This window comes from Chelatococcus albus (genome assembly GCF_030067675.1).
In the GTDB taxonomy this organism is placed as follows: domain Bacteria; phylum Pseudomonadota; class Alphaproteobacteria; order Rhizobiales; family Beijerinckiaceae; genus Chelatococcus_A; species Chelatococcus_A albus.
In genome coordinates this window covers 38,563-63,717 of the sequence record NZ_JASJEV010000009.1, presented here as the reverse complement: position 1 = coordinate 63,717, position 25,155 = coordinate 38,563, and the positions used below count along the sequence as shown (strand labels likewise).

The window sequence follows — 25,155 nt, the reverse complement described above, 5'->3', positions numbered from 1 at the left end:
GCGCCGCCACGAGTCTGTCAACAGGGCGTGGCGTCGCTGCCGACGCGGCTTGCCCCGGGCCGGGATGGCCGTGGTCCGGTTCTCGTGCGAACCTCCTCCCTGGCACCCCGGAAGCCGCGAAGCGGCTGTCCGGGGCCCAGAGACGATCCCGGTGCAGGCAAGGGCGCGGCGGGCGCCGTGCGTTCTGGTTCACCCGCATCGGTTCTCGATCCCGGGCTCACGCCTGCGGTGTGCCCCGGGATGACGGTGGTGGTTTTCGCGTGAACTCTGACTGTCGCCCCGGAAGCTGCAAAGGATGCCGGAGGCAGGGGAGATGCGGCGCGTCAGTAGCTCATCATCGGCGGCAGCGTCCTGGCGTTTTCGATCCATTTCGCCACCGCCTTCTCCCCGGGAAGCAGGCGCACGAGCCTGCGCTTGTCGTTCGCCTCGGCCATCGCCTTCGTCAGGTTGCCGACGTTGCGGTGCCTCAGCTCCTTGACCGTGTCCACCCCCGCCGCCTCAAGAAGCTCGGCATATTCCTCGGCCACCCCCCTGATGCGCATCAGGTCAGCCATGTTGGCCCATTTGAGGATCTTGCTTTCCTCGATGCCGCTCGCTGCGGCGAGCTCCTTGCGCCCCTTGGCGTCCTTGGCGCGTTCGAGGAGCGCCCCGGTCGTCCTGATGCCGACCTTCCTGAGCTTCTCCGCCATCACCGGGCCAATCCCCTCGATGGATGCGATTGGGTAGGACGACATGCCTGCTTCTCCCCTGAGGTCGTTGCGCTGCGGCGGGCACATCGGTCTCCCGCCGTTACCCCCTGGGCGCGGCCTTTCCCGGTCTCTTGCGCCCGAGTTCCCCTGTCTCCCTTCGTCGCTCCCGCCCGGTTGGAGCGATCCGCCCGGACGGTGCGCCGATCTTCAGTCGGATCGATCCAAGGCTGGGCCGGGGGCCTGCGGCTTCCGGACCGGGACGGCGGCACGCCGCCCCGGGAAGAGGCGAGGGCCGCCTGCCTCACACGAACTGCGACAGCCCCGGCACCGCGCCCACGATGGGGCCGACGACGTCCTCACCCGCCTTCTCGCGGGCATAGGCGAAAAGGGCCTTGCCGAGCGGCTGCATCTGGCCCATCGACACGCCCGCGCTGGTGAGCTGGCCGGCGAGGCCCATGATGCCGCCGGCATTGCCCATCAATCCGCCGATCATGCCGGCGAGGCCGTTGCCGCCCGATCCGCCCTGCGCCTCGGCGATGGTGGCTTCGGCTCCCGGCAGGGCGGCGACGAGCTGACCAACCTCGGCCGCCGGGCCCTCCTTCTGCAGGAAGGCGAGCACGATGCCGACCGCCTTGCGGGCGACCGCAGCATCGAGCCCGGCGCTCTCGGTGATCCGCGCGATCAGTTCGTCCATCAATTCCTCCTCGTGAAACGAGCCGCCATTCTTCCCGGCTGCCCCCGTCAAAATCAAGCGGCGCCCATGATCACGATACCGCGTCCGAGGGTGCCCCGCCTACCGCAGACGGTTATAGAAAGGGCGCTGCCGATCACCTATAAGCCGAAAGGAGGGCGGCGCGGCCCGCGCCGCCGGGCATGACGACCAGGCGGGACAGGCGAGCATGGCTGAAGACGGCAGGATCCTCATCGGCAAGAGCACCAAGCCCGAGTATCTGACGCTCCGGCTCGCGAACCGCCACGGCCTCGTCACGGGCGCCACCGGTACCGGCAAGACCGTGACCCTGCAGGTCCTGGCGGAAGGCTTCTCGAATGCCGGCGTGCCGGTCTTCGCCGCCGACATCAAGGGCGACCTGTCGGGGCTCGCCGAGGCGGGCGAGGGCAAGGCGCCCTTCGTCAAGCGAGCCGAGGAGATCGGTGTCGACTACGTGCCGGACCGCTTTCCCGTCGTCTTCTGGGATCTTTTCGGCGAGCAGGGCCATCGCGTGCGCGCCACGGTCTCGGAGATGGGGCCGCTGCTGCTCGCGCGCCTCCTCGACCTCAACGACACGCAGGAAGGCGTGCTCAACATCGCCTTCCGCATCGCCGACGAGCAGGGCCTGCTGCTCCTCGACCTGAAGGACCTGCGCGCGCTCCTCGCCCATGTCGCCGAGAACGCGGCGACGCTCACCGCGAAATACGGCAATGTGTCCGCGGCCTCCGTCGGAGCCATCCAGCGGCAGCTCCTCGTCCTTGAGAACCAGAAGGGGGAGGAGTTCTTCGGCGAGCCGGCGCTCGACATCGCCGACCTGATGCGCACCGACCGCGACGGCCGCGGCATTGTCAACATCCTTGCCGCGGACAGGCTGATGAACAATCCGCGGCTCTACGCCACCTTCCTCCTGTGGTTGCTGTCGGAAATGTTCGAGGCCCTGCCCGAGGTGGGCGATCTAGACAAGCCGAAGCTCGTCTTCTTCTTCGACGAGGCGCATCTGCTCTTCAACGATGCGCCGAAGGCGCTCGTGGAGGCGGTGGAGCGCGTCGTGCGCCTCATCCGCTCCAAGGGCGTCGGCGTCTATTTCGTCACGCAGAACCCGCTCGACGTGCCGGACACGGTGCTCGCCCAGCTCGGCAACCGGGTGCAGCACGCGTTGCGCGCCTTCACGCCCCGCGACCAGAAGGCCGTGCGCGCCGCCGCCGAGACCTTTCGCCAGAACCCGGCCTTCAGCACCGAGAAGGCGATCACCGAGCTCGGTGTCGGCGAGGCCCTGGTTTCGACCCTGGAGGGCAAGGGGGCTCCCTCCATGGTGGAGCGCACCCTGATCGCGCCGCCCTCCGGCCGCGTCGGCCCCGTGTCGCCGCAGGAGCGAGCCGCGCTCGTCGCGGCGAGCCCGGTGCGCGGCAAGTACGACGAGGCCATCGACCGCGAATCCGCCTACGAGGTGCTGCAGAAGCGCAGCGCGCAAGGGGCCGAGGCGGGGCAGGCGGCGCAGCAGGCGAGCGCCGGCTCCGGCGGCATCCTCGACACGCTCGGCGGCGTGCTGGGCGGCGTGCTCGGCGGCGGCGCGCCGCCCTCCGGCCGCGGCGGGCGCCGCACCGTCACCATCACCGAGCGCGTCATCACCAACGTCGCCTCCTCGGCGGCGCGCACCATCGGCGCGCAGCTCGGCCGCGCCATCCTGCGCGGCGTGCTCGGTTCGATGACGCGCCGGTGACGAGGCCCTGATCCTCCCATGGGCGATGCCGATCGCCCACAAGTCGCCGTCGGCCGCCCGCCGACGGCCTTCACGATCGCAATGCGGAGCCTTCCCATGTCCACCGACCTCGACCGCGTCCTCGCCCGCATCGACGCCGACCTCGACGGCTCGCTCGAGCGCCTGTTCACGTGGCTGCGCATTCCCTCGGTCTCGACGGACAAGGCCTATGCCGCTGACTGCCGCCGCGCGGGCGAGTGGCTGGCGCGGGAGCTCGCCGGCCTCGGTTTCGAGGCGGGCCTGCGCGAGACGCCCGGGCATCCGATCGTGCTCGGCCACGCCCCGCGGGAGGGCGCGCCGCACGCCATGTTCTACGGCCATTACGACGTGCAGCCGGTCGATCCGCTGAACCTGTGGGAGACGCCCCCCTTCGAGCCGCGCATCGCCGATCTCGGCGACGGCCGCAAGGCGATCGTGGCGCGCGGCGCCTGCGACGACAAAGGCCAGGTGATGACCTTCGTCGAGGCCTGCCGCGCCTGGAAGGCGGTGACGGGCGTGCTGCCCATCGGCCTCACCATGCTCGTCGAGGGGGCGGAGGAGGACGGCTCCAAGCACCTGCCGGAGTTCGTGGAGGCGAACAGGGCCGAGCTGAAGGACCGCTACGGCACCTGCGTCGCCCTCGTCTGCGACACCGGCATGTGGGACCGCCGGACCCCGGCGATCACCGTATCGCTGCGCGGCATGGTCTACGAGGAGATCATCGTGCGATGCGCCGACCGGGACCTGCACTCCGGCCTGTTCGGCGGCGCGGCGCGCAACCCGGTGCACGTGCTCGCCCGCATCATCGCCGACATCCACGACGAGAACGGCCGCATCACCATCCCGCATTTCTACGACGGAGTGCCCGAGACGCCGCCCGAGGTGCTCGACCAGTGGAAGGCGCTCAACCTGACGGCGGAGGAATTCCTAGGCGGCGTCGGCCTCAAATATCCGGCGGGCGAGAAGGACCGCATGCTCATCGAGCAGATCCAGTCGCGCCCCACCTGCGACGTCAACGGCATCATCGGCGGCTACACCGGCGAAGGCACGAAGACGGTCATCGCGGGCGAGGCAAGCTGCAAGATCTCCTTCCGCCTCGTCGGGGATCAGGACCCCAAGGCGATCAGCGCCAATTTCGAGGCCTTCGTGCGCGAGCGCATCCCGGCGGACTGCTCGGTGGAGTTCATCCGCCACAAGGGCTCGCGCGCACTCGCGCTGCCCTACGACATGAAGGACCTCAGGCGGGCGCAGGCGGCGCTGGAGGAGGAGTGGAAGGTCGCTCCCGTCACCATCGGCTCCGGCGGCTCGATCCCGATCGTCGGCGATTTCAAGCGCACGCTCGGCCTCGACACGCTCCTCGTCGGCTTCGGCCTCGACGACGACCGGGTGCATTCGCCCAACGAGAAGTACGATCTCACGAGCTTCCACAAGGGCATCCGCAGCTGGGCGCGCATCCTCGCCGCGCTGGCGGCCTGACGGCCCGGCCAACCATCAGGCGCCGAGCGCCGCGAGGTCGCGCAGCACGGCCCGCGGCGCAAGCCCCGGATATTCCTCCGGGGCGCCGGCGCGGTTGACCCACAGGGCCGCGAAGCCGAAGGCCGCGGCGCCCGCCACGTCCCAGCGGTTGGAGGAGACGAAGGCGATCGTGTCTGCCGGACCGAAGGCATCCACGGCGAGGCGGTAGACGCGGTAGTCGGGCTTGAAAACCTGCACGGCATCGGCGGAGAGGACGGCATCGAGCCGGTCGGCGATCCCGGCCGAGGTGACAGCCTCGGCAAGCATCGTCGCCTCGCCGTTGGAGAGGATGGCGGTGCGCAGGCCCCGCCCGCGCAGGCGGGCAAGCATGACGGGCACCTCCGGATAGACGTCGAGCCGGCGGTAGGCGTCGAGGAGCTCGGGTCTGAGCCGCGGATCGACCCCGGGGAAGCGGGCAAAGGCGAAATCGAGGGCCTGGGCGGTCAGGGCCCGGAAGTTCTCCCACTGGCCGGCGAGCGTCAGCACCCAGGTGTATTCGAGCTGCTTGGCGCGCCACAGATCCGAGAAGCGCTGCGCCTCGGGCCCGACCTCGGCGGCGTGGCGCATCACGGCAGCGTGGACATCGAACAGCGTGCCGTAGGCGTCGAAGACCACTGTGCCGATGCCGGCGCCGAGATCGTCGAGGAGGGGCATCGCAAGCCTCCGACGTGCGAAGCGATGTGGCCGCGGCCGCGCGCCGCTCGCGGCAGTGTCGGCGGTGGGGCGAGCCGGCGCAAGGCGGCGCCCATCACGTCGGCGCCGCCGCCGCATCACGCAATTTCATGACACCCCTGCGACCGTGGCCGTTGACGGCGGGGTTGCGGAGGCATTCGATGCGTCACGAGTTCTGACCAATTCGGGAGGCCGGCATGGCTTGGTATTCGCAGACCTGGACCTGGTTCGAGGGCAAATGGCTCGACGGCAACCCGGCGCTCATGGGCCCGCGCAGCCATGCCTTCTGGCTCGCCTCCTCGGTCTTCGACGGGGCGCGCGTCTTCGAGGGCGTCATGCCCGACATGGACCTGCACGCCGCCCGCGTGAACCGCTCGGCCAGGACGCTCGGCCTGCTGCCCACCATGGAGGCGGAGGCGATCGTCGAGCTCACGCGCGAGGGGGCGCGCAAGTTCGGCCCGGACGCCGCGCTCTACGTCAAGCCGATGTACTGGGCGGAGGCCGATGGCCTCGGCACCATCGCGCCCGACCCCAACTCGACGCGCTTCTGCCTGTGCCTGTTCGAGGCGCCGATGCCCGTGCCGGGCGGCTTCTCGGTGACGAAGGGCGCCTTCCGCCGCCCGACGCTCGAGACCATGCCGACGGATTCCAAGAGCGGCTGCCTCTATCCCAACAATGCGCGCGTCCTCCTCGAGGCGCGCTCGCGCGGCTTCGACAACGCGCTCGTGCTCGACATGCTCGGCAATGTTGCCGAGACGGCGACCTCCAACGTCTTCATGGCGAAGGACGGAGCGGTGTTCACCCCGGCGCCGAACGGCACCTTCCTCAACGGCATCACGCGCCAGCGCGTCATCCGCCTGCTGCGGGACGCGGGCGTCACCGTCAACGAGGCGACGCTGCGCTACGAGGATTTCGAGACGGCGGACGAGATCTTCATCTCCGGCAACTATTCGAAGGTGATGCCGGTCCTGAAGATCGACGGGCGCGAGCTGCAGCCCGGGCCGTTCTACCGCAAGGCGCGCGAACTCTACTGGGCCTTCGCCCACGACAAGGCGGGCAAGGCTGCGGCCTGACGGGTCCCGGCAGGTCGCGCGGGGGAAACGCAGCCGGCATTTCGGGCACCTTCGCGCCGCATGCCGGGGCTGCGCCGCCACGCGTTCCGGTTCACCCGCACCGGTTCTGGTTCGCGGGCTCGGGCTCCGCCCGCTCCGGGATGACCGGGGGGCTGTGCGAACCACCGGCTGTCACCCGAGAAGCCGCGTCGGCGGCCGTCTGGCCCGGCCGGTTCGCGTGGCTTCCGGAGCTGTGGCGGGAAGGGTAGTGTGCTCCACTGCGCACGCTCGCCACATCTCGGGAAAGGTCATGCCGCTGAAGACCCGCCTCACCGAACGCCTCGGCCTCGCCCATCCTGTCGTCTCGGCGCCCATGGCGGGGGCGGGGGGCGGCGCGCTCGCCGCCGCCGTCTCGGCTGCCGGCGGCCTCGGCCTCATCGGCGGCGGCTACGGCGACGCCGAATGGCTCGAGCGCGAGTTCGCTGCCGCCGGTAACCAGCGCGTCGGCTGCGGCTTCATCACCTGGTCCATGGCCAGGGCGCCCGCGCTCCTCGACCTCGCGCTGGCGCACCGGCCGGCGGCCCTGATGCTCTCCTTCGGCGACCCGCGACCCTTCGCGGGCCGCATCAGGGAAGCGCGGGCCATGCTCGTCTGCCAGGTGCAGACCATGCGCCACGTGCGCGAGGCGCTGGAGGCAGGTGCCGAGATCATCGTGGCGCAGGGCAGCGAGGCGGGTGGCCACGGCGCCAGGCGTGCCACCCTGACGCTCGTGCCTGAGGTGGCCGACCTTCTCGCGCGCGAAAGCCCGCAGACGCTACTGCTCGCCGCCGGGGGCATCGCCGACGGGCGGGGCCTCGCCGCGGCACTGATGCTCGGCGCCGACGGCGTGCTCATGGGGTCGCGCTTCTGGGCGAGCCGTGAGGCGCTGGTGCACCCGAACCTGCAGGCGGCAGCCGTGGCGGCGGACGGCGACCACACCGTGCGCACCTCCACCATCGACATCGCCCGCAGGCTCGACTGGCCGAAGCCCTTCGACATCCGCGTGCTCGTCAACGGCTTCGTCGCGCGTTGGCACGGTCGCGAGGCCGAACTCGCCGCCGCCATCGAGGAGGAGGCGCCGCGCTATGCCGCCGCCTCGGCGTCCGGCGACGCGGAAGGGGCAGGCATCGTCGTCGGCGAGGCGACGGGCCTCATCGCCGACGTGCCGCCGGCCGGCGAGATCGTCACGCGCATCGTCGCCGAGGCGGAGGCGCTGCTCGCCCGCCGGGCTCCGGCCTTCGTGGCGCCGTCCTGACGATCCACAGCCGTCATCGCACCGTCGCAGACCGGTCGCGCCAGCGTCATGGGCGATGGCTGAGAAGGAGCCCTCTCATCCTCAAGGGGGCTTTTCATGCGTTTCGTCTCCGCCACCCTCGCCGCCGCCGCGCTCGCCGGCGTTCTGGCGACGCCGGCCCATGCCGACCAGGAATTCCCGGCGACGCTCGCCGGCCATGCGATCCTGCCCGCCGCGAGCTTCCTCGATGCGCCGGCCGATGCGCCCGCCGACCTCAAGGTCTCGGGCAAGTTCGCCGCTCCGGGCGGCCGCCGCGTCGATGCGGTCGGTTCGGTGCCGGGCATGGACGGCGTGCGGCCGACGGGCCTTTCCTTCCCCTTCAAGGGCCAGCCGCTGCAGGGCTTCTCCGGCATCAAGACCGTGGGCGACGGCACCTTCTGGGTCATCACCGACAACGGCTTCGGCGCCAAGGCCAACTCGCCGGACTCGATGCTCATGCTCAACCGCTTCCGCATCGATTGGCAGAAGGGCGCGGTCGAGCGCGTGGAAGGCATCTTCCTGCACGATCCCGACAGGAAGGTTCCCTTCCGCATCGCCAATGAGGGCACCGAGAAGCGCTACCTTACCGGCGCCGACCTCGACATCGAATCCTTCCAGATCGTCGGCGACAAGATCTGGATCGGCGAGGAATTCGGCCCCTTCCTCGTCCGCGCCGACAGGACCGGCAAGATCGAGGCCGTCGTCGAGACCAGGGTGGACGGCAAGCCGGTGCGCTCGCCCGACCATCCGGCCGTGACGACGCCCGCGACCCCGGACGGCAAGGTCGCGTTCAACCTGCGCCGGTCGAAGGGCTACGAGGGCATGGCCGCCTCGAAGGACGGCAAGTTCCTCTATGCACTGCTCGAAGGCCCGCTGTGGGATGCCGAGAAGGGCGCTTACGAGGGCGAGAAGGGCAAGGAATATCTGCGCATCGTCGAGTTCGACGTCGCCAGGGGCGACTGGTCGGGCCGCCACTGGACATATCCGCTCGAACAGAACGGCCACGCCATCGGCGACTTCAACATGATCGACGCCACGACCGGCCTCATCATCGAGCGCGACAATGCCGAAGGCTCCGCGGACAAGGCCTGCCCGGCCGGCGAGAAGCGCCCCGACTGCTTCGAGGCGCCGGCGAAGTTCAAGCGCGTCTACAAGATCGAATTGACCGATGCCAACGCCGGTGGGGCCGTGCGCAAGATCGGCCACATCGACCTCATGAAGATCAGGGATCCGAACGGCAAGGCGCGCCAGGGCGGTCGGGAAGGCCTCTTCGACTTCCCCTTCTTCACCATCGAGAATGTGGACGTCGTCGACGAGCGCCACATCGTCGTCGGCAACGACAACAACCTGCCCTTCTCGGCCGGCCGCGTGCCCAACAAGGCCGACGACAACGAGTTCGTCCTCCTCGAGGTCGCCGATCTCCTGAAGGCGCGCTGAGGCGAGGCCGCGGGGCATCCGACATCGGGCGCGGCGGCCCGCCGCCGCCGCGCCCTTGCCTGCACCGGGATCGTTTCTGGGCCCCGGACAGCCGCTGCCACGGCTTTTCCAGGGGGACGGTGGGTTCGCGCGGGAACCCCATGGCATCCCGTTCCCGCCGTCACAGCCCGCGCAGCGGCACCTTGAGCAGCTTGAGCCCGGCCGCGAGCGTCAGCCCATAGGCGAGGGCGCCGAGCGCGCCGAGGAGGGCGAGAAGGCTCTCGTCCCGCCAGCGGGGCAGGGTGATCAGCGGGGCGGCGAGCGCAGGCTCGGCGACGAGGGTGACGACCGCGAGCAGGACGCAGGCTCCCGCCACGGCGGCAAGCGAGCGCATGAGGCGGGGGCTCGGCACCGTCCAGTCGCGCCGGTAGGCGAGCAGGTAGAGAAGCAGCAGGTTGACCCACGCTCCGGCGGCCGTGGCGAAGGCGAGGCCCGGCGCCCCGAGCCGGCCGGCGAGCGCGATCTTCAGCAGCACGTTGACGGCGATCGCCGTCAGCGACACGACCATCGGCGTCCGCGTGTCGCCGCGGGCCTGGAAGCTCGCCACCATCGAACGGATGAGGACGACCGCCGGCAGGCCCGTGGCATAGGCCGCGAGCACGGCGCCCGCCGCCCCGGCGTCTGCGGCCGAGAAGGCGCCGCGGCCGAAGAGCGCGCGCATGATGAGGTCCGGCACCAGGAGGAAGGCGACGGCGCAGGGGGCGGCGAGTGCGAGCGTGAGCGCGAAGGCGCGGTTCTGCGCCCCATGCGCCCCGGCGGCGTCGCCCACCGCGAGGCGGCGGCTCATCTCCGGCAGCAGCACGGTGCCGGCGGCAATGCCGATGACGCCGAGCGGGAGCTGGTAGAGCCGGTCGGCGTAATAGATGGAGGCCATGGCGCCCGTCGGCAGGAGCGAGGCGATGATCGTGTCGGCGAACATGGCGATCTGCACGCCCGCCGAGCCGATGGTGGCCGGCACCAATGCCTTGAAGAAGGCCCGCATGTCGGCATCGAGGCGCGGGCGCGCGAGCCGCGGCGCGACGCCCGCAGCGCAGGCATCGGCCAGGACGAGGGCGAGCTGCAGGATGCCAGACACCGTCACGCCCCAGGCGGCCGCATGGCCGGCGTCCGGGAAGAGGAAGGCGACCGCGAGCGCCACGAGCATCGACAGATTGAGCAGGATCGGCGCCCCGGCCGCGGCGGCGAAACGGTCGACGGCATTGAGCACGCCTGAGACCAGCGTCGTCAGCGTGATGAAGAGGAGATAGGGGAAGGTGATGCGCGTCAGCGTGACGGCGAGGGCGAACTTTTCCGACTCGTCCGAGAAGCCGGGGGCGAGCACGCGCACGAGCCAGGGCATGCCGGCGAGGGCGAGCGCCGCGAGCGCGAGCTGGACGATGAGCATCAATGTCCAGACGCGGTCGGCGAAGAGCCGTGCCGCTTCCGCCCCGGCCGTTTCCCGGATGCGGGCATAGGCGGGGATGAAGGCGGCGTTGAAGGCGCCCTCGCCGAAGATGGCGCGGAAGTGGTTCGGCAGCTTGAAGGCGACGACGAAGGCGTCGGCAACGAGGCCGGCGCCCATGACGGCGGCCATCACCACGTCGCGGAAGAAGCCGGTGACGCGCGACAGGAGCGTGAATCCGCCGACGGAGAGGAGCTTGCGCAGCATCAGGTGGACCGCGCCCTGAGCTGGTCGCGGATCAGCGGGCGCGGCGTCCCGTCCTCGGGGCCGATGCGCTCGGCCACGAGATAGAGCGGCCGGCGCTTCACCTCGGCGAAGATGCGCCCGACATATTCGCCGATCATGCCGAGCGACATGAGCTGGATGCCGGCGAAGAACATCACGGAGACGATGAGCGAGGGATAGCCCGGCAGGTCCGTGCCGAAGAGGAGCGTGCGCACGAGGAAGTAGAGCGCCGTGACGATGGAGGCGAGCGAGATCATGAGGCCGACGTAGGTCCACACCCGCAGCGGCACCGTCGAGAAGGAGGTGATGCCGTCAAAGGCGAAGCGCAGGAGCTTGCGGAAGCTCCATTTCGTCGTGCCGTGCGCGCGTTCAGCGACCGTGTAGGGCACGCCGATCGCCGGATAGCCGATCCAGGCGTAGAGACCCTTGGAGAAACGCGCCCGCTCGCCCATGGCCTTGAGCGCCTCCACGCCCTTGCGGTCGATGAGGCGGAAGTCGCCCGCCCCCTCTGGCAGGGCCGTCTCGCCGAAGGCGCGGAACAGGCGGTAGAACAGGCGGGCGAAGCCGCGCTTCACCGCGCTCTCCGTCTCCCGGCTCGTGCGCTGGGCATAGACCATGACGTAACCCTCGCGCCATTTGGTGACGAAGGTCTCGATCAGTTCCGGCGGGTGCTGCAGGTCGGCGTCGATGAGAACGACGGCCCGGCCCCGCGCGTGGTCGAGCCCCGCGGCGATGGCGATCTCCTTGCCGAAATTCCGGCTGAAGGAGACGGCGCCGATGCGCGGCTCTAGCGCGTGACGCTCGCGGATGCGCGCGAGCGTCGCGTCACCGCTGCCGTCGTCGACGAACAGGATCTCCCAATCCGGCGTGATGCGCTCCAGCACCGTCGCCAGGCGATCGCACAGGAGCCCGATGTTCGCCGCTTCGTTGAACACCGGTACCACGACCGAAAGCTCGATCTCGCGCGCCCGCCCCTTGTCCATCTCAGTCATGCTTGTCCGCGCGGTGCATCCCGCGCCCCGAATCCCGCGTCATCAAGACCCGAGTTTTCTGCGCTGCTCAAGCGCGATAGGGTCGCGCCCTCGCCATTTCAAGCCCTTCGGACCGCCCCGTGCTCGCCGCCCGCCATCCCTTCGTTCTCTGCGCCGACGATTTCGCGCTGACGCCGGGCGTGAGCCGCGCCATTCTCGCGCTTGCGGAGGCCGGGCGCCTCACGGCGACGGGCGCCATGACAAACCGGTCCCACTGGCCCGATTTTGCGCCGGCGCTCAAGGCGCTCGACGGGCGCATCGCGGCGGGGGTGCACGTCAACCTGACGCTGGGTGCGCCGCTCGGGCCGATGCCGCGGCTGGCGCCGGCTGGCATGCTGCCGCCCTTCGGCCGGCTGGCGCGGCTCGCCTTCACGGGCGGCCTGCCGAAGGCGGAGATCGAAGCCGAGATCGCGCGCCAGCTCGACGCCTTCGAGGAGGCCTTCGGCCGCCCGCCCGACTTCGTCGACGGCCACCAGCACGTGCAGGTGCTGCCCGGCGTGCGCGGAGCCCTCCTCGCCGTGCTCGCGCGCCGGGGCCTCGCCGGCTGCCTGTGGCTGCGCAATTCCGGCGACCGCCCGGCGGCCATCGTCCGGCGCGGCATCGCCCTGCGCAAGGCGCTCGTCATCGCGGGGCTCGCCACGGGCTTCGCGGCCGCGGCGCGGCGGGCGGGCTTTGCCACCAACGCCGGCTTTGCCGGGGTGAGTGCCTTCGACCCCCACCGCGACTTCGGCGCGGACTTCGCCCGTTTCCTCGTCGCGCCGGGCGCGCGCCATCTCGTCATGTGCCACCCGGGGGAGGCGGAGGACGCCGAACTCGCCGCCATCGACCCCGTGGTCGAGACCCGCCCGCAGGAATTCGCCTTCCTGCGCTCCGGCCGCTTTCCCGACCTGTGCGCCGCTGCCGGTGCCGGGATCGTCCGCCGGTGGCCGGAGGCGCCTGCTGCAGCCGGCGGCGAAACGTTCGAAGGATAGGCAATTTTTAAGTTTCTGTCGTAATTCTCGCCGCCCAGATTCGAGCCAGTTCGTTTCCGCCGTCCTCGTGTCTGGGGTTGTCCCATGCCGGCATTTGTGATGCGCCAAGCAGGTCGTCGGAACGCTCGGCTATCCCTGCGCGCGAAGGTTGTGGGCGGCACCGTTCTCTTCGTCGCCCTCGTGCTCGCGAGCCTCGTCGTGGCGCTCGGCGTCTACAATCAAAGCCGCCGGCTCGCCGACTTCGACGAGAAGATGCGGCTCGCCGTCGGCATCATCGCCTCGCCCATGGCCATGGCCATCGCCCGGGCCGACGATCAGCTCGCGCGCGAGTTCTTCAGCATCCTCGTGGCCGATCCCGATTTCGAGATCGGGCTCGTTCTCGACCGACACGGCGAGGTGATGGCGAGCCTCGCGGGGTCCGCGGCGGGCGCGGACCGCTGGCGGCCGGGCGACGTCGTCCGGGCTCTCGGCGTGCGCCTGGGCGAGATGCCGCGGCTCAGCGAGACGCGCATCGTCGACGACGCGACCGGTACCGTCACCTTCGTGCCCCTCGCCTTGTCCGGCAAGGAAGGGTCGAGCCAGGTCGGCCTGATGGCCGTCCGCTATTCCCGCAAGCGCACCATGCAGCGCGCGGAAGGCGAGCTCATCGTCACCGTGGCCGCCGGCCTCGCGCTCTGCGCCTTCGTCGCCGGCTTCCTCTGGTTCCTCATCGCCCGGGCGACGCGCGCCGTGCCGCGGCTCACCGAGGCGACCAAGCGGCTCGCCGCCGGCGACCTCGCAGTCGAGGTCCCGGGGCTCGACCAGCGCGACGAGATCGGCGAGCTCGCGCACGCGGTCGCCTATTTCAAGGATCAATTGATCGAGCGGCGGTCGCTGCTCGATACCCAGCACAAGGAGGTGAAGGCCCGCGACGAACGGCAGTGCCGCCTCGACGCCTCGATCGCCGAGTTCCGCGCCGGCATGGGGGAGGCGCTGTCGAGCGTGAGCGAGAACACCGTGCGCATGGTGCATGCGGCGGAGGCGCTGTCGGGCATCGCCGCCGACGCCGCCGACGACGCGCAGACTGCAGTCTCGGCCTCCACCATCGCTGCGCGCAACGTCAAGGTGGTGGCCCACGCCTCCGAGGAGCTCGGCCGTGCCATCAGTGAGATCGAGGTTCAGATCGGCCGCACGCGCGAGGCGGTGACGGATGCCAGCACCGCCACACGCATGAGCGCCGAGGCCATCACGGAGCTCGACGCCGTCGCCAAGGACATCGGCGAGGTGGTGGATCTCATCAGCCGCATCGCCGAGCACACCAACCTGCTCGCCCTCAACGCCACCATCGAGGCGGCGCGGGCGGGCGAAGCGGGGCGCGGCTTCGCTGTCGTGGCGGCGGAAGTGAAGGCCCTGTCGGGCCAGACCGCCCGGGCCACCGAGCGCATCGGGGCGCAGGTGGCCGGAATCCAGCAATCCGCCGAGGCGGCCATGCGGGCGGTCGGCGGCATCCAGGCGCGGATGAGCGCGATCGAGAGCTTCACCACCGGCATTGCCGCGGCCGTGCAGCAGCAGGTTGGCGCCACCAACGACATCGCGGCGAGCGTGTCGGAGGCCGCCAACGGCACCGACGACGCGACCGCCGCGACCCAGCGCCTGGCGGCGGCGGTCGGCGACACCGACCGCTCGGCCAGCGAAGTGCATCAGGCCGCGGCCGACGTCGAGCAGCAGACCCGGGCGCTGCGCGCGCGCATCGACAGCTTCCTCGCCGCGGTCGCGCAGGGTTGAGTTCCGGCGAGGGCGGCGCCTCTCCCGGGCGCTCGCCCGGTCAGGCCGCTCCCGCCTCCGCCCGGACCGGCGTCGGCGCAGGCGCAGGAAAGGCCTCCACATAGACCATGTGTTCCGCGAGGCGCCTGCCGTTCCACCTGAGGAGGCGGTAGGCCGGCGGCTCCAGGGTGATGCGGGCGGGGCCGGGCCGGTCGAGCGCGAGTGCTGCCTGATGCGCGGCGCCGGGCGTCACGAGGCAGGGCCGGCCGCCGAAGGTGCTGCTCATCGGCCGGTGATGATGGCCGCAGACGAGGGCGAGGATCTGTGGATTGGCAGCGACGATGCTCTCGAACGCCGCCGCCCCCTCGTGCAATCGGATGCGATCCATGAAGGGCACGCCGCAGTCGAAGGGCGGGTGATGCAGGAAGAGGAGCGTCGGCTGCACGGGCGCGGCGGCCAGCGTGTCCTCGAGCCAGGCGAGCCGCTCGGCGCACAGGGCGCCGGCGCTCAGGCCGGGGACCACGCTGTCGAGGCCGAGGAGGCGCACCGGCCAGTCCTCCACCACGTAGTGGAGGAAACCGGTCTCCGGCAGGTGGCCCGCGCCCGGCGGCAGATGCCGCCGCAGGTGCCGGCGCATGAGGGCGCGGTCGTCGTGGTTGCCGGGCACCACATAGGCGGGCATCGACAGGCGAGCCATGAGGGCCGCGGCACGCGCATATTCCGCGGCCTCGCCGCGGTCGACGACGTCGCCGGTGATCAGCACCACGTCCGGCCGGGGCTCCAGCGCGGCCACGGCGTGGACGATGCGCTCGGCGAAGGCGTGGGTGTCGACGAGGCCGTAGGCGCGGTGCGCGTCGGTCGCGATGTGGAGGTCGGTGATCTGGGCGATGAGCATGGCAACGGGCGCAACGGGCGAGGCCGTGCCCTATGCGACCGTGGCGTGACGCCGCGATGACAGAAGCCGGAGGCGGGTGGCCGGCTGGCGCCCCGTCACTCCGGGCGCCAGCCGTAGAGCCAATCGTAGCGGGCCACCATGCCCTCCGGTCCGAGGCGGCGGATCACCGCGTCGCGGGCCATGCTCAGCGGCCAGGCGAGGTGATAGGCGCGGGCGTTGCTGCGGGCGCCCTCCTGCACGCGCTGGGCGCGCGGCCGGCGCGCCGCTTCGTAGAGCGCGAGCGCCGCCGGCACGTCCCCGGGGCGGGCAGCGAGCTCGCGGGCAAGCACGCTCGCATCCTCGATGGCGAGCGCGCCGCCCTGGGCGAGGAAGGGCAGGACCGGATGGGCGGCGTCGCCAAGCAGCGTGGCGCGCCCCCGGCTCCAGCGGCGCGAGGCAGGAAGGTCGTAGAGCGACCAGACCAGCCACTCGGGCGCCGTGGCGAGGAGGCCGCGCAGCGGCTCCGCTGCCTTGCGGAACCGGTGGAGGAGCTGGTCGCGCTCGCCGGGCGAGGCCCAGCCGTCGAGCGGCTTGTCGCCGCGCAGCACCGCGACGATGTTGAGCTTGCGGCCGCCGGAGACGGGATAGTGCACGACATGCGCCTCCGGGCCGAGCCACAGGCCCGTCTCGTTCGCGTCGCGGAACGCGGCGGGGGCCGCCGCGCGCGCGATCGTGGTGCGCCAGGCGGCGTAGCCGCGGTACTGCGGCGCGCGCCCGTCGCCGAGTGCCGGACGCACGGCGGACCAGACACCGTCCGCGCCGACCACCAGCGAGGCGGGCAGCACATCCTGCCCGTTGCTCGCGGTCGCAATGCCGACGAGAGCCTGGCCGTTCTCCTCGCGCAGGCTCTCGACCCGGCGGCCCACGAGCAGGCGCAGGTTGGGCAGGGAGCGGGCGGCGTCGAGCAGGATGGTGTGCAGGTCGGCCCGATGGATGACCCAGTAGGGCGCGCCGTAGCGTTCCCGCATGTGCCGCCCCAGCGCGATGCCGCCGATGGTCCGGCCGCTGCCGACGGCGCGGATGACGACGCGATCCGGCTCGACCGCCTGGCGGGCGAGCGCCGGGCCGAGGCCGAGGTCGATCAGCACGCGGCTCGCGTTGGGGGAGAGCTGGATGCCGGCGCCCGCTTCCTCGAGCGCGGTGCGGCGCTCGAGCACCGTGACGGCAACGCCGCGGCGGGCGAGCGACAGGGCGGCCGTCAGCCCGCCGATACCGGCGCCCGCAACGACCGCCGGCTCAGTCCCGAGCATCATGGCGGGTCCGCTCGCCGCTCAGGCTGCGGCGGCGTTCGAGGGGCCCTGCCACAGGCAGGCGGCGGGCTCGGCCGTGCCGGGCTTCAGCTCCGCCTTGTAGCGGTAGAGCGTCGAGCAGTAGGGGCAGATGATCTCGTCTTCATCGCCCATGTCGAGGAAGACGTGCGGGTGGTCGAACGGCGGCGTCGCCCCGATGCACATGAATTCCCTAGCGCCGACGTGGATGACGGCGACGCCCGGATCGTTGTGGAAGTGCGGAACGGTCTTTTCGGCCATCGCTGGCGATCCCTGGCTTGACGCGACCTCGTGCGAATTGCGGCGCACCATAGTCGCTCGCGCCCGCCTCGCCAACCGCGCGCATCGCCGCGACCACGGCCGTCACGGGGACGGTTCACACCTTCCCGGTCCCTGGTCTAGTTTGCGGGCGGCAACCACGGGTTCTTCATGCACTTCTTCGATTCCGACGGCGTCCGCATCGCCTATGTCGACCTGCCCGCGCACGCGGGCGAGGGCAGGCCCATCCTCCTCATCCACGGCTTCGGCTCGACGCACGCGGTCAACTGGGTCAACACCCTGTGGACGACCACGCTCGGGCACGCGGGCTTTCGCGTCATCGCCTTCGACAACCGCGGCCACGGCGAGAGCGACAAGCTCTACGATCCGGCGGCCTACGATTCCAACCTCATGGCGGAGGATGCGCGCCGGCTCCTCGACCATCTCGGCATCGACCGCGCCGCCGTCATGGGCTATTCCATGGGCGCGCGCATCACGGCGCATCTGGCGCTCGCCCATCCGGAGCGGGTGCGCGCGGTGATCCTCGGCGGGCTCGGGTTCCATCTCGTCGAAGGGGTGGGGCTGCCGCTCGGCATCGCCGACGCCATGGAGGCGCCCTCGCTCGACGTCCTGACCGATCCGATGCAGCGCATGTTCCGTGCCTTTGCCGATCAGACCAGGGCCGACCGCCGCGCCCTCGCCGCCTGCATTCGCGGCTCGCGCCAGACGCTGACACGCGACGAGGTGGCGCGGATCGCGGCGCCGACGCTGGTCGCCGTCGGCACGAAGGACAAGATCGCCGGGTCGCCGCAGGCGCTTGCCGCCCTGATGCCGAATGCGCGCGCCCTCGACATTCCCGACAAGGATCACAATCCGGCCGTGGGCGACCGCGTCTTCAAGCACGCCGCGGTGGCCTTCCTGAACGAAGCGGTGTGACGGCGCGGGCCGGCGAGACGGGCGAGGAGGGCGAGGGCACGATGAACGAGACGACACCGCCGCGCGGCCGGGCCCGGGACCGGGCCGTCTTCACTGGTGCGGCGGGCAACCGCCTCGTCGCCACCGTGGCGGGCGAGGGGCCGCGCGTCGCCCTTCTCCTGCACGGCGGCGGGCAGACGCGCCACGCCTGGGCCGAAACCGCAGAGCGGCTCGCGGCGGCCGGCTGGACGGCGATCGCCCTCGACCAGCGCGGTCATGGCGAGAGCGAGTGGCCGGCGGAGGGCGCCTATGCCTTTCCCGATTACGCCGGGGACGCGGCGGCGGTGGCGCGGACCGTGGCGGCCGAGCGCGGCACGCGGCCCGTCGCCATCGGCGCCTCGCTCGGCGGCATCGCTTCGCTGCTCGCGCTCGGAGCGGGGGCGGTCTTTTCCGGCCTCGTGCTTGTCGACATCGTGCCGCAGATGGATCCGCGCGGCGTCGCCCATGTCCAGGGCTTCATGCGCGCCCGCGCACGGGAGGGTTTTGCCTCGGTCGAAGAGGCGGCGGACGCGGTCGCGGCCTATCTGCCGCACCGGCCACGGCCGCGCTCGCTCGAGGGCTTGCGCAAGAACCTCAGGCTCGACCCGGACGGCCGCTGGCGCTGGCACTGGGACCCGCGCTTCCTCGACGGGCCGCGCAGCGTCAATACGGACTGGGCGGCGGTGGGAGAGGCGCTGCACGAGGCCGCCCGCAACCTTGCCGTTCCTTCGCTCCTCGTGCGCGGCGGTTCGAGCGAACTCGTCTCGGAGGCCGCCGCCCGCGCCTTCCTGGAGATGGCGCCGGCCACCGAATTCGCCGACATCGCCGAGGCGCGGCACATGGTGGCGGGCGACCGCAACGACGCCTTCGCCGCAGCCATCCTCGACTTCCTGGCCCGCCGCTTTGCCTGAGCGGCGGCCCCGAAAAGGCGAGTCGCGCGAATCGCTTGCCGCCGGTTCCTGCGATCTTGAATCGCCTTGTTGAGAAAGTGATTCAGTTGAGAAAGTGATTCAACGCGGCCGCGTGTCGGGCCGCGGGCGATCGCCGCCGTCCCGCGCTCCGTTCAGAGTTCGATTCAAGTTCCTCGCCGGCCGATTCAAGGGCCTGAGGGCCTGATTCAAGCCTGCCGGCCAAGTATCTGGTGATGCGGAGAAAGACGGTCCGCCGCGATGGTCCCGCGCAGGCGCGGCAGGATGCGGTTGACGAGGAGGGGGGCAAGACCGCGGGTGTCGGTTGAGGCGAGGGGATGCCAGCGCATGGCGGCGATCTCGGCGGCCGGCCGCGGATCGCCCGACACCGCCGCGAGGAAGCTGTCGGCGTCCACGTGGGTATCGGGCTCGTTGGCGGCCACCTCGACGAAGCGGCCGAGCGGACGTGTGCGCCCGGCATCGAGGGCCAGCCCCAGTTCCTCCTTCAGTTCGCGGGCGAGTGCGTCGATGGGCGCTTCGCCCGGCTCGATCTTGCCGCCGGGCTGCATGAAGACTTCCGTGCCGCGCTTGCGCACGAGCAGGATGCGGTTGTCGCCGTCGAGGATGACGGCCACGGCAATGCGCAGGACGTGCGGCACGGTTCAGGCGCCCCGGAAGACCGGCTCGCGCCTGGCGAGGAAGGCGGCGCGTCCTTCGGCATAGTCGGCGCTGTCGAAACAGGCGTCGGCGAGGGCGGCGAGCTCCGCCGCGTCGGTTGCGCCCGGGAGCGCGGCGGCCGTGGCGATGGCCCTCTTGGCGGCGCGGATGGTGAGCGGCGCGTTCGCCGCGATGGTGCGGGCGAGCGCGTAGACCTCCTTCTCGAGCGCGGGGTCGGCCACGACACGCTGCACGAGGCCGAGGGTTCTCGCCTCCGCCGCATCGACGCGCCTGGCGGTGAAGAAGAGGTCCTTGGCCGCCGCCACGCCCACCGCGGCCACGATCATGCTCATGGCCGCCGGCGGATAGCCGACCCCGAGCCGCGCCGCGGGTATGCCGAAGAGCGTGCCTTCGGCGGCGAGCCGCAGGTCGCAGGCGAGGGCGAGACCCATGCCGCCGCCGAGGCAGAAGCGGCGGATCATGGCGATGACGGGCAGGCGGCAGGCGGCGAGGGCCGCGAAGGCCGCCTCGTTCGCCGCCTCGTAGGCGCGCCCGCCGGCGGCGGATGCCCGCACCGTCTCGAACTCGGCGATGTCGGCGCCGGAGGCGAAGGGTGTGTCTCCCGCCCCGCGCAGGACGAGGACGCGCACGCCCTCCGTCGCTTCGACCGTGCGGACGAGCGCCGGCAGCGCCTCCCACATGGCAAAATCGAGCGCGTTGCGTTTCTCGGCATTGGCGATGGCGAGGGTGGCGACGGGACCGTCGACGGCGAGGGTGAGTCTGGGGGTAGGGCTTGGGAGCGTGGCGACCATGAGGGAGATGGCGTGGTGGGGCTGGCATTTTGCGCCGGGGGCGCCTAGCTGTGATAGCATCATTGACCGAGCCGCGCGCTGGGGTGAAGGGCGAACGGCGGATGAGCGAGGGAACTTCCCATGGCGACCGGACAGCTCAAGGCGCATGAACGCACACACCACCGTCTCGACAAGGTCGACCCGGTCTGGTCGCGCCTGCGCCAGGAGGCGGAGGAGGTGGTCGCCCGGGAGCCGGAGCTCGCGGGCTTCGTGCTCGCCACGATCCTCAATCACGACACGCTCGAGTCGGCGGTCATCCACCGGATCGCCGGCCGCCTCGACCATGACGTGATCCCGGCCGAGCTCATCGCCCAGGCATTCATGGCGGCCGTGGCGGACGACGCGAGCATCGGCGAGGCCTTCCGCGCCGACATCGTGGCCGTGGCCGACCGCGATCCGGCCTGCGTGCGCCTCATCGAGCCGGTGCTCTATTTCAAGGGCTTCCACGCCATCCAGACCTACCGGCTCGCCAACTGGCTGTGGCGCAAGGGTCGCAAGGACTTCGCGCTGTACCTGCAGAGCCGCTCCTCCGAGGTGTTCCAGACCGACATCAACCCGGCGGCGCGCATCGGCCGGGGCATCTTCCTCGACCACGCGACGGGGGTCGTCATCGGCCAGACCGCGGTTGTCGAGGATAACGTTTCGATCCTGCAGGGCGTGACGCTCGGCGGCACGGGCAAGGAGCGGGGCGACCGCCATCCCAAGATCCGCCACGGCGTTCTCATCGGCGCCGGCGCCAAGATTCTCGGCAATATCGAAGTGGGCCACTGCGCCCGCGTGGCGGCGGGTTCCGTCGTCCTCCAGCCGGTGCCGCACAACACCACGGTCGCCGGCGTGCCCGCCCGCGTGGTGGGTGCGGCCGGTTGCGCCGAGCCAGCGCGCAGCATGGATCAGATCCTCGCCGAGAAGAGCGAGGATTAGTCGCCGCCAGCCCTTGCCCGTCGATCCTCCGCATGGCAAGGGCGGGGGTGACGACGAACAAGAGAGAGGCTGCGGCCATGGACAAGACCGAGCTCGCCAAGGTCGAGCGCTACCTGCGCCGGACCTTTGCCAACAATTCCATCCGCGTCGTGCCGCGGCCGCGCAAGACGGATTCGGCCGAAGTCTACGTGGGCGAGGAGTTCCTCGGGGTGCTGTTCCTCGACGACGAGGACGGAGACAAGTCCTACAACTTCCAGATGGCCATCCTCGACACCGACCTCGAGGACTGATCGAGCGGCGAAGGCGGGGATCCGGCCCGGCCGGAAGGTGCCCGCCCGCTCACGGCGAGATCGCGGCGACGGCGCGCTCGGCGCCGTGCGCAAGGCGCCGCCATTGGGCGAGCAGAGCCGGGTCGAAGCGCAGCTCGACATCGAGCCGGCCGACACGCAACGTCGAGACGCAGGTCGCGGGCGTCGCACCGGTCGATATGCTCCCGCAGCGGGCGGAAAAGGCCCGTTCGTCCGGCGGGGCGATGAAGAACTCCTCCCCCTGATAGGGTGAGCCCTCCCGGAAGCGGCGGCGCAGCAGGCCGCCGGGGCCTGCCTCGACCGCCGGGGCCAGGAAGCGGGCATGGCGGCGTGTCCCCTCGTCCGGCCCGGCAAGGAGCCGCCCGGCCGGGACAAGGCCGAGGAGCACCTTGCCGCCGAGCGGTCCGGCCGGGCCGCCATCCGCGCGCGACGGCGCCCCATTCGGCCAGGGAAGAACGAGATCGAGCCGGTGGACCGGTCCGCCTCCTGCCGGCATCGTGGCACGCAGCCAGGCGGCGGGCACGGCGAGGGCCAGATCGCCGAGGCGAAGGGACACGGTCGCCGCAGGTGGCAAGGGCTGCTCGCGCGCGAGCCGGCCGCTCGCGGCAAGGCCAAGGGCGGCGATCAGCGAACAGGCGATGAGCCCGAGCACCAGGCGATCGGCCGGACGGGCGTACCCGGGCGCGGCCGGCGCCGGAACGGCCGTCGTTGCGCTTTGCATCGATCGCCCCCGTGGGTCGCAGGTGGCCGCCCGAGGGGCGGCACCGATTAAGCATGATTGCAGGATCCGGCTTAACCGCCCGTTAAGCATGCGGCACACTGGCCCGGCGTGGGGAGTGGAGTGACACGCCAGATGAATCCAGCCGCCGTCGATGCCCTGCGGGCGCTGCTGCTCGGCTTTGCTTTTGCCGGTCTCATGGCCAGCTGCTTCGAGCTCTTCACCGAGCGCCGGGCGAGCTTCCGCCTGCTGCGGGCGGGTGGCGTCGCGGCCATGGTCTGCGTGCCGGTGGTGGTCTTCTGCGGCCCGTTCATCATCCTGCGCAACATGATGCACGCCCGCCAGCGCCTGGACGGGCCGGCAGTGCAGCACTTCGTCTTCGTGATGCTGGCGACGCTGTTCGCCTCGCTCTGGAGCCTGATGAGCGGGCGTGTCGTGCTCGACCTGGCGCTGCGCTTCATCGGTCATTGACGGCCTCGCGCGACGCCGGGACTTGACGGGACCTGTCGGGACCGGCCTCCTCCGTCACGAGGACAGTGACGGGAGGATGCGTGATGCCGCTCTACAGTCTCGACGACGTTCGGCCGGAAGTTCCGGCGGACGGGCGCTTCTGGGTCGCGCCGGACGCTCATGTGATCGGCCGGGTGCGGCTCGGGGAGGACGTCGGGATCTGGTTCGGGGCGGTGCTGCGCGGCGACAACGAGCTCGTCGACGTGGGCGCCCGCACCAACATCCAGGAGGGCGCCATGCTGCATACCGATCTCGGCTTTCCGCTGACGATCGGGGAGGGATGCACGATCGGCCACCATGCCATCCTGCACGGCTGCACGCTCGGGGCCAACACGCTCATCGGCATGGGCGCGACCGTGCTCAACGGCGCCAGGATCGGGGCGAATTGCCTCGTCGGTGCCAATGCACTCGTCACCGAAGGCAAGGAATTCCCCGACCATTCGCTCATTGTCGGGGCGCCGGCACGGGCGGTGCGTTCGCTCGACGCGGCGGCTGCCGAGCGCCTGAAGCTCTCGGCGATGGGCTACGTCGCCAACTGGCAGCGCTACGCCAGGGGCCTGAAGTGCATCGCCGACTGAGGCAGGATCCGGCTCAGGGGGCGGTCGCCGTCGCCGTCGCGGTGGCGGGAGCGCCAAGCGAAACCCACTGGTTCGGGTTCTCCTGCGACTGACGCTTGAGGAAGCGATAGCCCGTCTGCGTCCAGGGCAGGATCGACTGGCGCTTGTTGTCGAGGATGAGATCGCCGCGGTCGGTCTTGACCGTCAGCACCGCGTGACCTTCGCCCTCGAGGTCGCGGACGACGGTGACGAGCAGGGCCTGACGCGGGAGGCCAGCCTGCATGAGGAGCCTGCGTTTCATGAGGACATAGTCCTCGCAGTCGCCCTTGCCGTCGGTGGAGTAGTCCCAGGACTCGGCCACGCCCCAGTGCTCGTCGTCCGTGACCGGTTCGATGGAGCGGTTCACGCTGGCATTGATCGAGGTGATCGTGCGCCAGAGGCGCTGCGTCAGCACGATGTTCACCTTGGGAAGGCTGCCGACGCGGCAGTCCTCCGCGTTCTTGCGGCAGAAATCCAACCACCCGACCGGCACCGATGCCTGACCGGTTTCGCTGGCTGTCTGACCGGGGGGCAACTCCGGCGGCAGGGCCGCTGTCTGCTCCTCGGCGCGGGCTGGAAAATACGCAAGCGCCCCCGCGAGCGCCAGCGTAACGCACACTCGTCCGGCCACCAGATCGTCCCCTGTGGCGTTAACCTCTTCTTTACCATTTCATGAAGATCGGGGGACGAGCAAGTATGTTCATGTCGCGTTCACCATGAATGCAAAAGAGCGTTAACGGCCCGCGCTTTGTTGTTGCGTGCGCGGCGGCGTTCGTCTGCGCCTCGCCAGAAGAAGCGCGGGGCCGACCAGTAGATCGGCCCCGCAGCGAAGCCCGGTCGTGGGGACGGTGGGTGGGGACGTGACCGGGGTTCGCGAACTGTCCGGGGATCGCCTCCTCAGCGGGCGGCAGTGGCCGTCTCGGAGCCGACGCGGCCGAGCGATACCCAGCCCGCCGCGATCTGGCTCTCGCGCTTGATGTAGACGTAGCCGGTGCTCGTCCACGGCAGGATGGTGTCGCGCTTGTTGTCGAGGATGAAGTCGCCACGGTCCGTGCGCACCATCAGCACGGCGTGACCGGCCCGCTGCTCGTCGAGCACGACCGTCATGAGGAGAGCCCGGCGCGGGAAGCCGGCGGCGGCGAGCTTCCTGCGCTTGAGCAGGGCGAAGTCCTCGCAGTCGCCCTTGCCGTCATCGGGAAAGTCCCAGCTTTCCACGACGCCGAAGTGCTCCTCGTCCGTCACCGGCTCGATGGCGGCATTGACCTCGTTGTTGATGGCCTGAAGCTGTTTCCAGGCCGCGGGCGTGAGGCGGATGCGATCCGGCTCGGTGCTGTCGACATCGCATTCCCCCGCGTGACGCCGGCAGAAGTCGATCCATCCGATCGGAGAGCGTGCCACGTCGCCGGGCATCACGGGCGCGCTGGCCACCGGCAGGACGTTCGCCGCCCAGGCGCCGCCAGCCATCACCATTGCGGCGGCCACAGCCGCCACGCGAAATTCATGTGATGCAATGCGAACCATGTGTGTTCCCCTGTCCGCCGGGGATCACATTCGCATGGTCCATTTTGCGTCGACTGAAGTTCAATTCGACAATTTGATGTATATACCGCGTGTTAATTCTTGTAAAAAACAAGCAAAATGAAGAATAATTGAGTTGCGTAAAATTCGATCCTTTCCGGCAAGGCGGAGCAGCTCCCC

General features: G+C 70.7%; 26 protein-coding genes. 13 read left to right on the top strand and 13 right to left on the bottom strand.

The window, feature by feature from the left end:
• Positions 1–323: 323 nt before the first annotated feature.
• Both QNA08_RS14355 and QNA08_RS14350 read right to left on the bottom strand, forming a co-directional pair.
• Positions 324–734 carry a DUF4332 domain-containing protein gene (locus QNA08_RS14355; protein ID WP_283741417.1) on the bottom strand — a complete coding sequence of 137 codons (411 nt, stop codon included), beginning with the start codon at positions 732–734 and terminating at the stop codon, positions 324–326.
• Positions 735–990: 256 nt separating this feature from the next.
• A complete protein-coding gene (locus QNA08_RS14350; protein ID WP_283741416.1) occupies positions 991–1,383 on the bottom strand; it encodes a DUF2267 domain-containing protein in 393 nt (130 codons plus the stop codon).
• 205 nt (positions 1,384–1,588) lie between these two features.
• Between QNA08_RS14350 and QNA08_RS14345 the strand changes: the two genes are divergently transcribed.
• Complete coding sequence (locus QNA08_RS14345) at positions 1,589–3,118, top strand: helicase HerA-like domain-containing protein (RefSeq protein WP_283741415.1); 1,530 nt, start codon at positions 1,589–1,591, stop codon at positions 3,116–3,118.
• A gap of 96 nt (positions 3,119–3,214) precedes the next feature.
• Complete coding sequence (locus QNA08_RS14340; RefSeq protein ID WP_283741414.1) at positions 3,215–4,612, top strand: M20/M25/M40 family metallo-hydrolase; 1,398 nt, start codon at positions 3,215–3,217, stop codon at positions 4,610–4,612.
• Between the two features lie 15 nt (positions 4,613–4,627).
• Here the strand turns inward: QNA08_RS14340 and QNA08_RS14335 are convergent, their stop codons facing one another.
• Entirely contained in the window at positions 4,628–5,305 is a 678-nt protein-coding gene (locus tag QNA08_RS14335; RefSeq protein WP_283741413.1) for a haloacid dehalogenase type II, read from the bottom strand.
• 215 nt (positions 5,306–5,520) lie between these two features.
• Here QNA08_RS14335 and QNA08_RS14330 point away from each other — a divergent pair, with 215 nt between their 5' ends.
• From QNA08_RS14330 to QNA08_RS14320, 3 genes are all read left to right on the top strand, one after another.
• Entirely contained in the window at positions 5,521–6,396 is an 876-nt protein-coding gene (locus tag QNA08_RS14330) for a branched-chain amino acid aminotransferase (RefSeq protein WP_283741412.1), read from the top strand.
• Between the two features lie 289 nt (positions 6,397–6,685).
• Complete coding sequence (locus QNA08_RS14325) at positions 6,686–7,669, top strand: NAD(P)H-dependent flavin oxidoreductase (protein WP_283741411.1); 984 nt, start codon at positions 6,686–6,688, stop codon at positions 7,667–7,669.
• A 96-nt stretch (positions 7,670–7,765) separates the two neighbouring features.
• A complete protein-coding gene (locus tag QNA08_RS14320; protein ID WP_283741410.1) occupies positions 7,766–9,124 on the top strand; it encodes an esterase-like activity of phytase family protein in 1,359 nt (452 codons plus the stop codon).
• Between the two features lie 160 nt (positions 9,125–9,284).
• On the opposite strand, the gene murJ is transcribed toward QNA08_RS14320, so the two are convergent.
• Both murJ and QNA08_RS14310 read right to left on the bottom strand, forming a co-directional pair.
• The gene (gene murJ / locus QNA08_RS14315) at positions 9,285–10,811 is read right to left on the bottom strand and encodes a murein biosynthesis integral membrane protein MurJ (RefSeq protein WP_283741409.1); all 1,527 of its coding nucleotides are present in this window, start codon (positions 10,809–10,811) and stop codon (positions 9,285–9,287) included.
• Complete coding sequence (locus QNA08_RS14310) at positions 10,811–11,812, bottom strand: glycosyltransferase family 2 protein (RefSeq protein ID WP_283741483.1); 1,002 nt, start codon at positions 11,810–11,812, stop codon at positions 10,811–10,813. The genes murJ and QNA08_RS14310 overlap by 1 nt, the downstream gene beginning before the upstream one ends.
• 128 nt (positions 11,813–11,940) lie before the next feature.
• Here QNA08_RS14310 and QNA08_RS14305 point away from each other — a divergent pair, with 128 nt between their 5' ends.
• On the top strand, positions 11,941–12,831 hold the full coding sequence (locus tag QNA08_RS14305; RefSeq protein WP_283741408.1) for a ChbG/HpnK family deacetylase: 891 nt from the start codon (positions 11,941–11,943) through the stop codon (positions 12,829–12,831).
• Positions 12,832–12,981: 150 nt separating this feature from the next.
• Complete coding sequence (locus QNA08_RS14300; RefSeq protein WP_283741407.1) at positions 12,982–14,595, top strand: methyl-accepting chemotaxis protein; 1,614 nt, start codon at positions 12,982–12,984, stop codon at positions 14,593–14,595.
• 40 nt (positions 14,596–14,635) lie between these two features.
• Here QNA08_RS14300 and QNA08_RS14295 read toward each other — a convergent pair whose 3' ends face one another.
• The 3 genes from QNA08_RS14295 to QNA08_RS14285 all read right to left on the bottom strand — a co-directional run bounded on the left by QNA08_RS14295 (position 14,636) and on the right by QNA08_RS14285 (position 17,037).
• Positions 14,636–15,469 carry a phosphodiesterase gene (locus tag QNA08_RS14295; RefSeq protein WP_283741406.1) on the bottom strand — a complete coding sequence of 278 codons (834 nt, stop codon included), beginning with the start codon at positions 15,467–15,469 and terminating at the stop codon, positions 14,636–14,638.
• Between the two features lie 95 nt (positions 15,470–15,564).
• A complete protein-coding gene (locus QNA08_RS14290; RefSeq protein WP_283741405.1) occupies positions 15,565–16,761 on the bottom strand; it encodes an FAD-dependent monooxygenase in 1,197 nt (398 codons plus the stop codon).
• An 18-nt stretch (positions 16,762–16,779) separates the two neighbouring features.
• Positions 16,780–17,037 (bottom strand): zinc-finger domain-containing protein, encoded by a 258-nt coding sequence (locus tag QNA08_RS14285; protein ID WP_283741404.1) that lies wholly within the window; start codon positions 17,035–17,037, stop codon positions 16,780–16,782.
• Between the two features lie 168 nt (positions 17,038–17,205).
• Here QNA08_RS14285 and QNA08_RS14280 point away from each other — a divergent pair, with 168 nt between their 5' ends.
• Positions 17,206–17,970, top strand: a complete 765-nt coding sequence (locus QNA08_RS14280) for an alpha/beta fold hydrolase (RefSeq protein WP_283741403.1) — start codon at positions 17,206–17,208, stop codon at positions 17,968–17,970.
• A complete protein-coding gene (locus QNA08_RS14275) occupies positions 17,967–18,899 on the top strand; it encodes an alpha/beta fold hydrolase (RefSeq protein ID WP_283741402.1) in 933 nt (310 codons plus the stop codon). Before QNA08_RS14280 ends, QNA08_RS14275 begins: the two co-directional genes overlap by 4 nt.
• Positions 18,900–19,105: 206 nt before the next feature.
• Here QNA08_RS14275 and QNA08_RS14270 read toward each other — a convergent pair whose 3' ends face one another.
• Together QNA08_RS14270 and QNA08_RS14265 are read right to left on the bottom strand one after the other, a co-directional pair.
• Positions 19,106–19,555, bottom strand: a complete 450-nt coding sequence (locus tag QNA08_RS14270) for an NUDIX hydrolase (protein WP_283741401.1) — start codon at positions 19,553–19,555, stop codon at positions 19,106–19,108.
• 3 nt (positions 19,556–19,558) lie between these two features.
• Positions 19,559–20,365 (bottom strand): enoyl-CoA hydratase, encoded by an 807-nt coding sequence (locus QNA08_RS14265; protein WP_283741400.1) that lies wholly within the window; start codon positions 20,363–20,365, stop codon positions 19,559–19,561.
• A 120-nt stretch (positions 20,366–20,485) separates the two neighbouring features.
• Here QNA08_RS14265 and cysE point away from each other — a divergent pair, with 120 nt between their 5' ends.
• Together cysE and QNA08_RS14255 are read left to right on the top strand one after the other, a co-directional pair.
• Complete coding sequence (cysE, locus tag QNA08_RS14260; RefSeq protein WP_283741399.1) at positions 20,486–21,325, top strand: serine O-acetyltransferase; 840 nt, start codon at positions 20,486–20,488, stop codon at positions 21,323–21,325.
• Positions 21,326–21,402: 77 nt separating this feature from the next.
• Entirely contained in the window at positions 21,403–21,615 is a 213-nt protein-coding gene (locus QNA08_RS14255; protein WP_283741398.1) for a DUF3126 family protein, read from the top strand.
• Positions 21,616–21,664: 49 nt separating this feature from the next.
• Here QNA08_RS14255 and QNA08_RS14250 read toward each other — a convergent pair whose 3' ends face one another.
• Complete coding sequence (locus QNA08_RS14250; RefSeq protein WP_283741397.1) at positions 21,665–22,285, bottom strand: hypothetical protein; 621 nt, start codon at positions 22,283–22,285, stop codon at positions 21,665–21,667.
• A 201-nt stretch (positions 22,286–22,486) separates the two neighbouring features.
• Between QNA08_RS14250 and QNA08_RS14245 the strand changes: the two genes are divergently transcribed.
• Both QNA08_RS14245 and QNA08_RS14240 read left to right on the top strand, forming a co-directional pair.
• Positions 22,487–22,822: a DUF6949 family protein gene (locus QNA08_RS14245; RefSeq protein ID WP_283741396.1), complete on the top strand. Its 336-nt coding sequence runs from the start codon at positions 22,487–22,489 to the stop codon at positions 22,820–22,822.
• 83 nt (positions 22,823–22,905) lie between these two features.
• Complete coding sequence (locus tag QNA08_RS14240) at positions 22,906–23,439, top strand: gamma carbonic anhydrase family protein (RefSeq protein WP_283741395.1); 534 nt, start codon at positions 22,906–22,908, stop codon at positions 23,437–23,439.
• A gap of 13 nt (positions 23,440–23,452) precedes the next feature.
• Here the strand turns inward: QNA08_RS14240 and QNA08_RS14235 are convergent, their stop codons facing one another.
• Both QNA08_RS14235 and QNA08_RS14230 read right to left on the bottom strand, forming a co-directional pair.
• Entirely contained in the window at positions 23,453–24,088 is a 636-nt protein-coding gene (locus QNA08_RS14235) for a transglutaminase-like cysteine peptidase (RefSeq protein ID WP_340322182.1), read from the bottom strand.
• Positions 24,089–24,354: 266 nt separating this feature from the next.
• Positions 24,355–24,948 carry a transglutaminase-like cysteine peptidase gene (locus tag QNA08_RS14230; protein ID WP_283741394.1) on the bottom strand — a complete coding sequence of 198 codons (594 nt, stop codon included), beginning with the start codon at positions 24,946–24,948 and terminating at the stop codon, positions 24,355–24,357.
• Positions 24,949–25,155 lie beyond the last annotated feature (207 nt).

Coding starts and splice junctions, on each gene's coding strand:
- QNA08_RS14295 (WP_283741406.1), bottom strand. CDS start 15,469: ATGCTCATCGCCCAGATCACCGACCTCCACATCGCGACCGACGCGCAC.
- QNA08_RS14290 (WP_283741405.1), bottom strand. CDS start 16,761: ATGATGCTCGGGACTGAGCCGGCGGTCGTTGCGGGCGCCGGTATCGGC.
- QNA08_RS14265 (WP_283741400.1), bottom strand. CDS start 20,365: ATGGTCGCCACGCTCCCAAGCCCTACCCCCAGACTCACCCTCGCCGTC.
- QNA08_RS14245 (WP_283741396.1), top strand. CDS start 22,487: ATGAATCCAGCCGCCGTCGATGCCCTGCGGGCGCTGCTGCTCGGCTTT.
- QNA08_RS14345 (WP_283741415.1), top strand. CDS start 1,589: ATGGCTGAAGACGGCAGGATCCTCATCGGCAAGAGCACCAAGCCCGAG.
- QNA08_RS14285 (WP_283741404.1), bottom strand. CDS start 17,037: ATGGCCGAAAAGACCGTTCCGCACTTCCACAACGATCCGGGCGTCGCC.
- QNA08_RS14320 (WP_283741410.1), top strand. CDS start 7,766: ATGCGTTTCGTCTCCGCCACCCTCGCCGCCGCCGCGCTCGCCGGCGTT.
- cysE (WP_283741399.1), top strand. CDS start 20,486: ATGGCGACCGGACAGCTCAAGGCGCATGAACGCACACACCACCGTCTC.
- murJ (WP_283741409.1), bottom strand. CDS start 10,811: ATGCTGCGCAAGCTCCTCTCCGTCGGCGGATTCACGCTCCTGTCGCGC.
- QNA08_RS14335 (WP_283741413.1), bottom strand. CDS start 5,305: ATGCCCCTCCTCGACGATCTCGGCGCCGGCATCGGCACAGTGGTCTTC.
- QNA08_RS14255 (WP_283741398.1), top strand. CDS start 21,403: ATGGACAAGACCGAGCTCGCCAAGGTCGAGCGCTACCTGCGCCGGACC.
- QNA08_RS14325 (WP_283741411.1), top strand. CDS start 6,686: ATGCCGCTGAAGACCCGCCTCACCGAACGCCTCGGCCTCGCCCATCCT.
- QNA08_RS14350 (WP_283741416.1), bottom strand. CDS start 1,383: ATGGACGAACTGATCGCGCGGATCACCGAGAGCGCCGGGCTCGATGCT.
- QNA08_RS14240 (WP_283741395.1), top strand. CDS start 22,906: ATGCCGCTCTACAGTCTCGACGACGTTCGGCCGGAAGTTCCGGCGGAC.
- QNA08_RS14280 (WP_283741403.1), top strand. CDS start 17,206: ATGCACTTCTTCGATTCCGACGGCGTCCGCATCGCCTATGTCGACCTG.
- QNA08_RS14310 (WP_283741483.1), bottom strand. CDS start 11,812: ATGGACAAGGGGCGGGCGCGCGAGATCGAGCTTTCGGTCGTGGTACCG.
- QNA08_RS14340 (WP_283741414.1), top strand. CDS start 3,215: ATGTCCACCGACCTCGACCGCGTCCTCGCCCGCATCGACGCCGACCTC.
- QNA08_RS14355 (WP_283741417.1), bottom strand. CDS start 734: ATGTCGTCCTACCCAATCGCATCCATCGAGGGGATTGGCCCGGTGATG.
- QNA08_RS14330 (WP_283741412.1), top strand. CDS start 5,521: ATGGCTTGGTATTCGCAGACCTGGACCTGGTTCGAGGGCAAATGGCTC.